Here is a 13,406-nt window from a genome sequence, read left to right on the forward strand (position 1 = left end):
ATTTTAATATTTTTTAGTGAACTTTCACTAAAATTTAATTCGTTTTACTTTACTGTGAAGCGCTTCTTTATTACCCTCAAAAGGCATTATATAAAAGCTGTAATTATAATTTTTTGCTGGTACCTGGTATTGCGGCAATGGCGCAGCAACATCACTCCAACTGTCGTTTCCACCAACACCCATTTGTATTAAATCAATATTTATGGTTAAATAGCCGGCATCTTTTAACTTGTTGGTGTGTTTTGCAGCCTGAACATTCTCATCGGTGTAAGGACTGGCGCTCATGCTTAATAAACTGTCGGCTACGATTAGCAGGCCCTGTTTTTTGGATTGATCCGAAAAGTACATCCAGCGCACATCGGTACGGTTTCCATTTTCCTGCGGAACGGCGTAATGCTCCATAAAATCGTTTACCGGTTCGGCATAAACGGCAGCATCTGAAGCATAATTTTTATCAATATAATTTTCCATCGGGCCTTTGCCATACCATGAAATGTTATCGTAATTACGGGCAATTCCTGTTTGCATACCCACTTTTGGAATATTCGGTAAACCGGGTTTAACTTTCAGCACGTATTTTACCTCTATAGTGCCTGAAGAAGTAATTAAATAGCTGATTTGAACGGTTGCGCTATCATTTATCAGGCTATAATTCGAAGTATGTACGAGGCCTGAACCCGCCATGTTATTAAACTTACCCGCATTTGATCCTGTGTATTTGAGATCATTGGCATACCATTGCTTTAATTTTTTATTCGATTTCCAGCCGCGTTTATCATTGTCGGTTAAAGGACGCGTAAAATGTGGCAGTAAGGGTGCAAAAATCTGTTCCTTACCTTTCCATTTATAAGAAATCAAAGCGCCATTCTTTTTGCTGATATAGATCTCGAAATTTTGACCTGAATAGATATCCATATCAGCATTTCCGGTGTATTTTGGCGGCGTAATTTTATCGGTCAGCCTGGATTCGGCTAAACCTGTTAACGCAAACTGATTTGAAGCTACTTCGAAACCTTTTTTGGCCCATGCTTCGTCCTGGCGTAAAGTAAAATGGATATCAGCTAAATATTCTGATCCTGCATCCATTTTTGGCAGATATTTCGAAATGTTAAGCAAAGTATCTTTTCCGGCAGCAAGATTAACGGCAGGCAGAATTTTCTGGCTCAGGACCACTCCGTGTTTGCGTACAAATAACGTGGCAGTATAAGCGTTCAGATTTTTAACCGCATGGCGATTGCTGATTTTTAAAATCCTTTTCGCCTGGTCGGCCCATTCGGTTTGTGCGCCCTGATAAACACGTTTACATTCGTACATCGCCCCTTTGGGTTTCCCGTCAGAATTAACCACGCCTTTAATAGTGAAATTATCGAAATACTTTTCGCCGAAATCGCCGCCATAGGCATAGAATTTGTTATCCGCACTGTCGGTTTGCAGAATGCCCTGATCTTTAAATTCCCAGATGGCGCCTCCGATTATACGTGGCGTAGTACGGAAAACATCCCAAAAATCTTTCATGTTTCCTACAGAATTTCCCATCGCGTGGGCATATTCTACAAAGAAAATCGGACGGTTATCGCCATTTTTTTGTTCTGCCAGCATTTTTGGGGTATAAATGCCAGGGTACATCCGGCTTACCATATCCACATAAGGCTGATCTTGAGGGTTTTGCAGGCGATGCGAATGATCGTTCGGTTTTAAATAAGCCGGATTGCCTGGGTCGATGTAACCATCCAACCGCGGATTTCCCATGGCAGGTTCGTAGTGAACAGGCCTGGTGATGTCAAAATCATGGATCCACGCTGCCATAGCTGCATGGTTAGGGCCATTACCCGATTCATTGCCCAAACTCCAGATAATGATGCTCGGATGGTTTTTATCGCGCATTACCATACGGCTGCTACGCTCTAAATAAGCCGAAGTCCAGGTTGGGTCGTTACTTAATTTACCACCGAGGCCGTGGGTTTCCAGATTAGCTTCATCAATGACCAGGATGCCGTATTCGTCGCATAGATCGTATAAATACGGATCCATTGGATAATGGCTGGTGCGGATACAGTTAAAGTTGAACCGTTTTATCGTCTGCACATCCTGCAGAATATCTTCGCGACTTAAGGCTTTGCCTTTTGTTGGGTGATGATCGGGACGGTTGATTCCATAGAGATAAGTTTCTTTGCCATTAATCAACAGTTTACCATTCGTTTTAGAAAATTCGATACTCCTGAAACCAACTTTACAACTTTTAACCTCGAGCACTTTACCTAAGCTATCTTCTAAAGAAAGGGTTAGTGTGTATAGATTAGGTACTTCATCACTCCATTTTGCCGGATTCTTTATCTTACTTTCCAGCAGCCCAAATTTCACGTTATCCAGGCGGGGCCATATTTCATTGATGATGCTTTCTGCACTTCTTTCTAACGGCTGGTCCAAAACGGCTTTACCATTTTGATCAAAAAGCAATGCTATTACCTTATAGCCTTTTACTTCTTTACCTGTAAGGTTTTCAATCCGCGGACGAATGCTTAAAGTAGCATCTTTATAATCTTTATCGAGTTTGGTTTGAACAAAGAAATCGGCAATCCGCAATTTAGGTTCGGCCAGGAGCATTACTTCGCGATGGATGCCGCTTAAACGCCAGTGATCCTGATCTTCGAGGAAACTGCCATCTGTCCAACGCATTACCTGAACCGATAAAATGTTTTCTCCAGCCTGAAGATAAGGTGTAATATTAAATTCAGATGAAAGAAAACTATCTTCGGCATAACCCAGGAATTTCCCGTTTACCCAAACTTTATAACCTGAACTTACCCCTCCAAAATGCAGGGTGATATTCATATCTTTCCAGTTTGCAGGAATAGTAAAAGTGCGCTGGTAACTGCCAACGCCATTATAATCCATTGGTGGATTCGGCGGATTTACAGGACGGAAAGGATAAACAGCACTTTTATAAATGGGTTTATCGTAACCTTTCATTTCCCAGTTGGAAGGAACTTCGATTTTTTTCCAGCCGCTTACGCGCGATTTATAGAAGTTTTGCGGTGCATCAGCAGGTTTAAGGGCGAAAGAGAAATCCCAATCACCATTTAAAGAAATCATTCGGCTTGATTGTTCACGAATGCCTTTTTTTGCAGCTTCAATATTTTCGAAAGAGTAAGCTGTTGCACGTGATGCATCACGGTTTATACCACTTACAGATTGATCTTCCCATGGCTCCCTGCTGTAAATTTGCGGAGCTTTTTGGACAGCTGTAGGTGTTTTGTCGACAAGCTGGGCATTGGCAATTAAAATTTGACCACAAAGGCTCAAAAAACACAAAGCAATTGCTTTAGTCCAAAAGCTTGATCTTGGTATCTGAGTGGTTAAAAATTGATATATCTTCATCATTTTGTAGTATGAATTAAAATTGAAGATGAAGACAAACCTGCTGAGGCTGCCGTTAATTTAATGGTTCCGGTTTTTTCGGTGGATTGGAGAATGGCCAGGCACAAACCATGAAATGTTTTACGGTAATTTGCTTTAAAAGGCTCTAAACTGGCCTGAAATCCATTATCAACACCTGCAATAAAACCATTGCCTTCCACTTTAAAATTAACCAGGTTATCAGCATTGGGAACAACATTTCCTGCGGCATCTAAAATACGGACGGTGATAAAAGACAAATCCTTTCCATCAGCTTTAATATTTTTCCTATCGGCAACCAACTCAATTTTAGCAGGTGCGCCGGCTGTTTTTACCTCGCGGACCAATACCTCTTTGCCATTTTTACGCGATACCGCTTTTAAAGTTCCAGCCTCGAAATTTACATGCCAAAGCACATGCAGATCATCACCTTGTTTAGACTTTTTACCCAGCGATTTTCCATTCAGGTACAATTCTACTTCATCGGCACTATTGTAATAAGCCCAAATTTCAACTGATTTGCCTTTTTCCCAGTTCCAGTGTGGTAAAATATGCAATACAGGTTTGTTGGTCCACTCACTTTGGTACATGTAATAGGAATCTTTAGGAAAACCCGCTAAATCGACAATACCGAAATAAGAACTCCGGGCCGGCCATGGATAAGGTAAAGGTTCGCCGAGGTAATCAAAACCTGTCCATACGTACAAACCTGATACATGATCGTATTTTTTTGCCTCCTTCCAGGTTTCCTCATGGGTAGAGCCCCAATAGGCAGAAACATTATCATAAGCAGATGCCGACCACGCTTTATTGCCTTCGGTAAATTTGGTTTTACCATCTTTAGGCCAGCGGCGAATGGTATCTGCAGTATCATAAAATCCCCTGGTTTCGAGTGCAGAAGTAGTTTCAGTAGCCAAAAACTTAACCCCGGGATAATTCGCAGGAAAATCTTTATAAAGTTTGTGGTTATAGTTTAAGCCGTAAATATCAAGCGCATTGGCCTGGTAAATGAAGTTTTTTTCAGCTTTTGTTTCGGTTAGTGCCGAAATCACCGGACGGGTATTATCCAGATTTTTAACGATTGCTACCAACTCTTTGGTAAGCGCAATGCCCGTGCTGTCAAACTGTTCGCGGATTTCGTTACCGATGCTCCAGAGGATAATGGATGGGTGGTTACGATCGCGTGTAATCATATCTTCCAGGTCTCTTTTATGCCAGTCTGGAAAATTCAGGTGATAATCATTTTTGGTTTTCTTTTTCGCCCACATGTCAAAAGCCTCATCCATTACCAGAAAACCCATTTTATCGCATAAATCCAAAAACTCAGGTGCCGGCGGATTATGCGCGGTACGGATGGCATTTACACCCATTTTCTTCATGATTTCGAGCTGGCGCTCCATGGCCCGTACATTTACAGCAGCACCCAATGCACCTAAGTCATGGTGCAGACACACACCGAGAATTTTCATCGGTTTTCCGTTTAAAGAAAAACCTTTCAGCGCATCAAAATTGAATCTCCGGATGCCAAAAGTGGTACTTTGTGCATCTATAATTTTATTTTCGGAATCAGTAATTTTAACCAGCAATGTGTATAAATAAGGCCTGTCTACCGACCATATTTCGGGTTTGTTGATCAGCAGATTTGATACATTTTTTCCGATATTATCTTCGATTAAATCTACTGGGATAACATAATTTGCTACCTGTGTACCACCTTGATTTAGAACTGAAAACTCGATTTTGTATTTTTTAGTTTTATCTATGGATTTATTTACAAAATTAACCTGGGGTGCTACAAAACCTACTGTTTGACCTGGCTGTAAATTTCCGCCATCTGTCGATTCGCCGAAATCGCCACTTACAAAACCCGCTTTAACAAAAATGCCATGTTCTTGTATAGCAACTTTTGCTGTTGAGGTTAACCATACATTTCTATAAATACCCGAGCCGGAATACCAGCGCGAATCGGGTTGAGCAGAATTATCAACTTTAACGGCAATAACGTTTTTCTCAGGTTTTAAAAATTTACTGATTTCGTAAGAAAATGAGCTATAGCCATAAGGTCTTTTGCCTAAATATTGTCCGTTTACCCAAACCTCGCTATTTTTATATACGCCATCGAATTCGATGGTGATTAACCGATCTTTAAAATTGGCGGGGGCGGTAAATTCTTTTCTGTACCAGCCAATTCCGGTAGGTAAACCACCGCCTTCAGGTTTTGCAGGGTTTTTCTCGTCAAAATTTCCCTCGATGCTCCAATCATGCGGTAACGTAAGTTTTCTCCATTTCGAATCATTGTATGATGGAAATTTAGCTGCAGAATTATCGCCAAGGAGGAATTTCCAGTCTTTATTGAAACTTACTCGGGTGCGAGGTTCCGGAGTGGCCGTCATTGCGAGGCAAGAAGCAATCTTACTACCATGGGTCAGCCGTTCTTTTGCATTAGGATTGATTTCCCGAAGTTTCGAGAAAAGTTTCGCCTCGCAACAACGAGGTGCCCACAAGCCCAAAATCAAAAAAAGTACAACTTTAAAATTCCTAAGCCTCTTCATGTTATTTCTCAGTTTCCCTTACAAAATCTACTTTACTTTTACCTAAATCTTTCGAAGTTGCAACTGCAATTCCGCGTTGATCCTGTTTATTTACGGCGCAATAGAAATGGTAAACCACGCCTTTATACTTTAATACGAAAGATTTATGCGCGTATAGCTCATCGTATTTTTCTGAGGATTCAACAAGGTTATCGCCCGTCCAGTCGGTCCAGTTCAAGAGATCTTTTGATACCGCAAAACGGTTAAAAGATCCTTTTCTATCCTGCCAAAAAGCCCCAAAGTAAAACATTACATAATTTTCGCCAATCTGCTGTATTACAGCATCTCCTGTAATACCAACCGGATGATGAACCACCGGATTTTTATTAAAGCGCTGCCAATGAACCATATCATCCGAAACTGCCATCCCGATCCGTTCATACCAGCGTGTTTTTTTATTGTTCGCCAGCGAATCGCCCACAGCGTTATAGTACATTACAAAGCGATGTCCTGTTAATTTTTTCTGGTCTTCGATCACCGTGCTTTTAAAAAGTTTATTGCGGTTTTCCCACCAGCGTACATTTTTATCTGATGAGCTTAAAACAGGTTTTTCTAAGCGGCTCCATTCCTGCACAATGGATGGATCTTTTGTTGTGTAAGCCATTCCGATAGATAAAGGCTCCACTTCGTAACCTTTCTCTTTTCCACCAAAATACGACATCCAATATTTGCCATCAAACTGATTTACCCCATAACTTCCACCCCATTTGATGTCGGTTAAGGCATTATAACCTGCTTTTTGATTGTCATCCCAGTTACCGGCATCAGCAAACGACATCAGTTTGCCCTGGTTTTCCCAATGCAGCAAATCTTTACTTTTTGCCAGCCAGGTTTCGTAACCACGACCGCTAAAAATGAGATAAGTCATGTACCAATCCTTTCCTTTTCTGAAAACTGTGGGACAATCCATTTTATGGTCTTTATCTCCAGGAACCATTACCAGACCGTATTTGTAAGGTGTTTTTACTTCCTGATAGATTTTTTCCATCTCTGCAGCAGAAACGGCTTGATTACTTTGAGCGTTTGATTTAACAGCCCAAATAAAAAGAAGGATCAAAATGCTTATCTTTCTCATTTGAACTTTAAATTAAATTTATAATAGCCTGAACCGATGGCCACCCTGGTTTTACCGTTTTCGATCCCTGTATCGGTAAATGATGCGTTATTTTCTTCTAAAAGCTCGCTTTTGGGATACGCCGGGAAATAAACCACAGCTTTAGTATTCACGGGGACATTAACCTCTAAAATGAAATTTTTATCGTTTTTCTCCCATTTAGTAGAGATTTTTCCATAAGGAGAATTATAACTAACCTGAGCGGCAGTTAAATCGCCAACTACTTCTGGTTCAATTTTAATTTGGTTGAAAGCAACCGAATTTTCTGCCTGGCGGATGCCACCAATGCCACTGTACAGCCATTCCATTAAATGACCGAGCATAAAATGATTGTTGGAAACGGTTGGTAAAGCCGCCCACGATTCGGTTAATGCGGTAGCACCTTTGGCAATCTGCATACCATAACCCGGTACATCGGCGCGACTGTTCATATCGAAAATCACATCCGATTTTCCGGCATCTTCTAAAACACGTAATACATAACGATACCCGATATCACCAGCGGTTAAACTGTTTTTTCTGTCGCGGATATCTTTAACCAGATTGTCGATCACTGCTTTTTTATCTTGTTCTTCAACCAGGCCCATGTAAATCGCCATGGCATTTGCTGCCTGCGAACCCGTTGCGTATTGTTTGGTTTTAACATCGAAAAACTTGTTATTAAATGCTTTTCTCACTTCAACGGCAAGTTTTGAATATGCCATGGCATCAGCTTTTTTACCTAAAAGTGTGGCCATTTTCTCCATTACCTTCAAATCGTAATAGTAGATGGCCGTTCCGGTAACGCCCATTGGCGTGAGTTGAGAGACACCAGGTGGTTTTGGTCCTAAATCATACCAGTCGCCCAAACCCTGAGGTAAAATATGGTTGTTTGCTTTTGTGCCCAAATAATTGATATAACGCTGCATCATCGGGTAATAATCAACCATGGCCTGTTGATCTCCATACCATTGATAGAGGTACCATGGTAGCAAAATTCCACTACTGCCCCATTCAGGCGAATCGCGGAACATATCGCCACCCCATTCAAATTTTACGTATTCAGGGGCAATTTCCGGGATCAGTCCGTTGCTCAGCTGTGAGTTTTTCATATCCTCCAGTGCTTTTTTAAAAAGCGGCGCAGCATTGTAATTGTAACCTACAGAATTGCCCATCAGATGCAACTGCTCCAGCCAGCCCAGTTTTTCACGGTGCGGACAATCGGTAAAAACACTCATCATGTTACTTTTTACCGACCAATCGATAAGATTGAAAGTTTTATTAAATAAACTGTTAGAAGACGAGAATTCGCCAACTTTTTCAGCAGCATTTCTAATATGTAATGCTTTTAAATCCTCAATAACCGTTTTGGCTAAAGTATTTTCTTTTCCAGCCGGCACAGCGCCTTTAACCTGCAGATAGCGGAATCCTGTATAAAAGAATTTTGGCCGCCAGGTTTCTAAACCATCTCCTTTTAATATATAAGTAAAATAAGATGGACCACCCATATTTTTCTGGGTTACTGTGCCATCGGCTTTTAATAATTCTGCCGGTGTAATGCGGATAGTATCACCTTTTTTGCCACGTGCTTTTAATTCGATGATGGCTGAAGCATTCTGCCCCATATCATAAACCCATTCATGATTACCAACTGCAGTGATGTTTTTTGCTGTAAAATGATCGAAAATTTTTATAGGTTCCTCTTTTTGTGCATTGAGTTTTGGTCCGTTAACCAATACAGCAGATTTCCAGTTTTGATCATTAAAGCCTGATAAATCCCAGCCTTTTTGTTCCAGGTTGGCATTATAATCCTCTCCACCATAAATACCCGAGAAAGTGACTGGCGACAGAGCCGTTTTCCAGCTTTGATCGCTAATTACATTTGTTGAAGTTCCATCGGTATATTCTACCAAAACGCGACAGATCATTTTAGGATAGCCAAAAGCTACTTTCAACTTTCTATACCTCTCTTTAACTGGTGGCATGTAATAAAAACCATTACCAAGCATTACACCAATGGCATTTTCGCCCTTTTTAAGCTGTTTGGTAACGTTGTAGGTTACGTATAATGCCTCTTTATCGTATTTTGTCCAGCCGGGTGCTAAAAAATCATCCCCAACTTTTTCGCCATTTAAGCTCATTTCGTATTGGCCGAGGCCCGAGATAAAAGCCGTTGCCTTTGTTATGCTTTTGGTTATCACAAAATTTTTGCGGAACATAGGCAAAACATTGTTGGCGTTATATTTATCTTTTTTGCCATCAGTTGGCATCACATTTACATTCGAATCGGGCATTTTTTCATAAGCAATCCACTTTGCTTCTTTCCAATCGGCTGGGTTTAATAAACCCATTTGCCAGGTTGCGGCATTACTCCACTCTGATCCATTTCCATAATTATCCCAAATACGCAGCTTCCAGTAATAGGTTTTGGTAGGTAAAAGTTTAGCGCCTTTATAGGTTATCTGAATAGATTGGCCAGAATTTACCTTTTTGGTATCCCAAATTTCGCCAATGTTCTTTTTTAAGTTTGCAGTACTGCCAGAAACCAGGATTTGATATGCGGTTTGCATCACATTGTGTTGAGGTGACAGCAATTTCCAGCTCAGGTTAGGATTTACCATATCAATACCAATAGGATTATTTCTGTAAGCACAAGTCAGATCAATAACCTTTATATCCTGCGCAAAAAGCGGAATGCTCAACAGATAAAGCCAAGAAAAAATCAGAAATCTGCTCATTATCCTTTGGTTAGCATTGCGAAATTTTTACGCAAAAGCAGTGGTTAAATTTTGGTTTATAAATGGTTAATTGATACCTTAATCTTATTAAAAATCGATTCTAAGAGCGATTTGATTAATAAAGTAGTGTCAATTCAAATATAAATGTTTTTTTTAAATATGAAAACATATATTCGTATTTAAATTACAAAATCTTCCCATCGTTAAATAGGAAAGCATTTTGTATGTTTGAAATTGTAAAAATTACGCTACAGCCAAATTTAAACCTGTATGAACGAAAAGGAATCAAAGTACCAGGCCCCTGCTTTAGATAAGGGACTTGATATACTGGAATATTTATCTGCACAATCTATCCCGCTTTCGCAAACTGAAATTGCAGTCGGCATTGAGAAAACACCGAACGAAATTTACCGGATGTTAATGAGTTTGGAGAGCCGCGGTTATATCCTCCGCGATGAGGTTTCGGGGAAATACAGGCTTTCGTTAAAACTATTTTACCTTTCGCACAGGCATTCGCCAATTGATGAACTGCGTAAAGCGGCACAGTTTCCACTGGAAGAACTGGCCAATACCATTCGCCAGTCGTGCCACTTGAGTATTTTGTATATGAACCAGGTGATGGTTATTATTCATGCGAAAAGTCCGGGGCCAATTGCACTTTCTATCGAAGAAGGAAACTTATTTCCATTACCGCTAACTGCGTCAGGGAAGGTTTTACTGGCTTATATGCCAGAAGTGGAACGTAATACTACTTTGAAAAACAACGCGATTTATAAGAAATACCACAAAACGCAGCAGGAAGATTTTTTAAGTTCATTGGAAGATATCCAGCAAACGGGTTCATATTTTAAAAACAGCGACTCGGTTTCGGGTGTAACCGATCTTTCTGTACCTATCGGTATTTCAGGAAATAACGGAATTATTGCCTGTTTAACCATTTCGATGTTAAATGCGATTAATGTAGATCAGGCAATCGAAAATGATGTGATACTGGCCGAGGCGCAGAAATGCGTGAAGAAGATTGAGCAAAGGATTGGGGTTTAGGCCGAACCCTCTGGAAGGGGATTTAACTTTCTAATTGATAAAACAGTAAAATGAATTGCAAGCTGATTTGGGCGTTACCCAAGCTGCGCAAGGGTCGGGCTTTTCAGGGCTGCGCTTCGCTCCGGTACCGATAAAATATCGGTACTAAACCCTTACAATCCCTAACGCGGATTTAACTTATTAAAGCGTCTTTATTTAAATCTCGCAGGTTTTAAAAACCTGCGAGGTTTAAATTAGAAAAAGTTTGCGCTCGTTTTCCAACGAGTGCGTCAATAACTAAACGATTTTATCGTTTGTAAACGATGAATTATTTAACGATCTATCTCGAGACAGATTTCTCGACTTCGCTGCGCTTCGCTCGAAATGACGATATTAGTTGGTGTACCTTACCTCATAATCCCTGCCCTTTTCAATTGTTAGCTCAAAAAGCCCTTTCGAAATTTCTTTCACCTCGGCATTTTTAATAACAGGCTTCGATTTACTTTTAAACCTTAATTTTCCAGTTCCTGTGGCAGAAGAAACTCTGATCTCTTTTTTGCTGCAATACACCGAAATATCACCGTTTGCGGTTGGTACTTTTCCTTCCATCCAGGCTAAACCACCTAAATTAGGTTCAATGGTGTAAGTTTGGTAACCTGCTGTTACTGGCTGCACGCCCAGGTAATATTTCCCCAGTAAATATATCGGGCTGGCACCCCAGGCGTGGCAAAGGCTTTTACCAAATGGTCGGCCATACATTTCCAAGTGTTCTGTTCCTTTTTTATCCGGATTATATTCTTCCCAGAAAGATGTAGCACCCAGTTTTAACATACCACCCCAATAATTTTTCATTTCCTTTAACACATAAGGTTGTTCGCCCATGGCACATAGGGCCTCCAGTTCGTAAAAGCGCATGTAAGGCGTGGTGATTTTGGCTACTTTATCATTCAGCAGAACATTTTCTTTCACTGCTAACTTTTGCTCGGGACTGAAATAATCAAAGAAAATTCCGAACATATTGGCATATCGGGTTACGTTATCGGTTTGTTTGTCATCAATTCGGCTATGTACCAATGCCCTTTTTTGCTGATTCCAGTAAAGCTCAAATATTTTTGCTTTTAGTGCTTTTGCCTGCTGATCATATTGAGCTGCTCCGTTTGTATCGTTGGCTAATTTAGCACATAAAGCCATGGTTTCTAAACTTCTGGCGTATAATAACTGCTCGAAACTTACTTCACCATCCTTACTCAGTTTATCTGCCCAATCAATAAAAATCCAGTCACCCGGCATCCATTCTAATAGCCCGTTTTTGTTCTTTCTGCCATCGATATAAGTCATTAACGATTGCATACGGGGATAAATATCCTGCACAAATTTCTGGTCGCCGGTAAATTTGTAATAATCGTAAATACCTAAAAACCAATAAAAAGAATAATCCATAATGGTATTGATGTGAGCCGTTACCGGATCTTTTCCGCGTTGAGCCAATAAGGTTCTTTTCACCGTTGGTGCATCAAAAAACGAATAATAATTCATCAGGTAACTTTGATAGGCATCACCACTCCAAACCCATCTGTCACGCTTGATGCCATCGATAAAAAATTCGCGGGTATTTAAATGGAAAGTATATTTAGCTACATCATAAATTTTGTTCAATTCTGCATCAGATGATTTAAAACTGCCGCGTTCGGTTACCGGGGCATACTCATATAACATGGAAACAGAATCAGCAGAAACACCGTTTCCGGGTTGAAAATTCACATATCTGAAAGCTTTTGAAAGCGGCATAATGGAATCTTTCTTCTGTTGCAGGTCAATGTCCAGATTGTCTAAGGTTTCGCATTTATCTATCGATAGTGCTTCTTCTTTCGATTCTCCATAGTAGATACTCAACCTCCCTTTTCCTTTTAAACCATGTACTTTAATAAAACCAAAGGTTTCTTTTCCGAAATCGGAAAGTAAGCCATTGTTTATTTTTTCTGTTTTAACTGCGGATTGTGCGATAACCGGTAATTTAAATTGTGATGGTAACTGGTTTGGATCGTTCAGGTTCCATGATCCGGCTGAAACAAATGTAGTTCCTGATTTATCGGATGTCTTTCCACTGGCATCAATCCATTCTTTATCTTCAAATGTGCTCAGCCAGGTTTCGTCTGAAACTATGGTTTTACCCTGTACAAAAATCGAGGGAACATGGGCCTGGTTATACACTTTTAAGCTTAATTTATGCTTCCCGGCAGGAATTTGGATGCTTTTCGGAAAACCGGAAATGGCCTGACCATCAATTTTTACATTATAGGTACCTTCTACAAAAAGTTTAACTTCTTCAGGTTGCGAAAGGTTAAATTCTTTATGAAAATCGACCAGCACATAATGACTGTCCATTTTCCAGAATACCGGAAAAAAGGAACCTCTTTCGGTTCTGCGGTTTTGCATTACATTGCTCATGTAGATGTCGAAATCGCCGGGATACCAGATCCATGAGGCTTTTTGGGCAGAGAGCTGGACTACTGAGCCACTGAAGATGAGGAGGAGGATTATCTTTTTTAAGGTTTTCATATATAG

6 protein-coding genes are annotated in these 13,406 nt (G+C 40.4%); 1 reads left to right on the forward strand and 5 read right to left on the reverse strand.

Translation table 11 applies throughout. The features are described from left to right. Positions 1-27: 27 nt before the first annotated feature. The 4 genes from DRW42_RS19510 to DRW42_RS19525 are packed head-to-tail and all read right to left on the reverse strand — an operon-like array spanning position 28 to position 9,818. The gene (locus DRW42_RS19510) at positions 28-3,381 is read right to left on the reverse strand and encodes a glycoside hydrolase family 2 TIM barrel-domain containing protein (protein WP_244215325.1); all 3,354 of its coding nucleotides are present in this window, start codon (positions 3,379-3,381) and stop codon (positions 28-30) included. Then, positions 3,378-5,948, reverse strand: a complete 2,571-nt coding sequence (locus DRW42_RS19515; protein ID WP_244215326.1) for a glycoside hydrolase family 2 TIM barrel-domain containing protein — start codon at positions 5,946-5,948, stop codon at positions 3,378-3,380. Before DRW42_RS19515 ends, DRW42_RS19510 begins: the two co-directional genes overlap by 4 nt. A gap of 1 nt (position 5,949) precedes the next feature. Further along, positions 5,950-7,062, reverse strand: coding sequence for a glycoside hydrolase family protein (locus DRW42_RS19520; RefSeq protein WP_113950509.1), 1,113 nt, complete (start codon positions 7,060-7,062; stop codon positions 5,950-5,952). Then, on the reverse strand, positions 7,059-9,818 hold the full coding sequence (locus DRW42_RS19525; RefSeq protein ID WP_113950510.1) for a family 78 glycoside hydrolase catalytic domain: 2,760 nt from the start codon (positions 9,816-9,818) through the stop codon (positions 7,059-7,061). The genes DRW42_RS19520 and DRW42_RS19525 overlap by 4 nt, the downstream gene beginning before the upstream one ends. Positions 9,819-10,088: 270 nt before the next feature. Here DRW42_RS19525 and DRW42_RS19530 point away from each other — a divergent pair, with 270 nt between their 5' ends. Continuing rightward, a complete protein-coding gene (locus DRW42_RS19530; protein WP_113950511.1) occupies positions 10,089-10,862 on the forward strand; it encodes an IclR family transcriptional regulator in 774 nt (257 codons plus the stop codon). 372 nt (positions 10,863-11,234) lie between these two features. Here the strand turns inward: DRW42_RS19530 and DRW42_RS19535 are convergent, their stop codons facing one another. Next, the gene (locus DRW42_RS19535; RefSeq protein WP_113950512.1) at positions 11,235-13,400 is read right to left on the reverse strand and encodes an alpha-L-rhamnosidase-related protein; all 2,166 of its coding nucleotides are present in this window, start codon (positions 13,398-13,400) and stop codon (positions 11,235-11,237) included. Positions 13,401-13,406: the final 6 nt, after the last annotated feature.

Origin of the sequence: Pedobacter miscanthi, from assembly GCF_003315595.1 — a bacterium.
GTDB classification, from domain to species: Bacteria; Bacteroidota; Bacteroidia; order Sphingobacteriales; family Sphingobacteriaceae; genus Pedobacter; species Pedobacter miscanthi.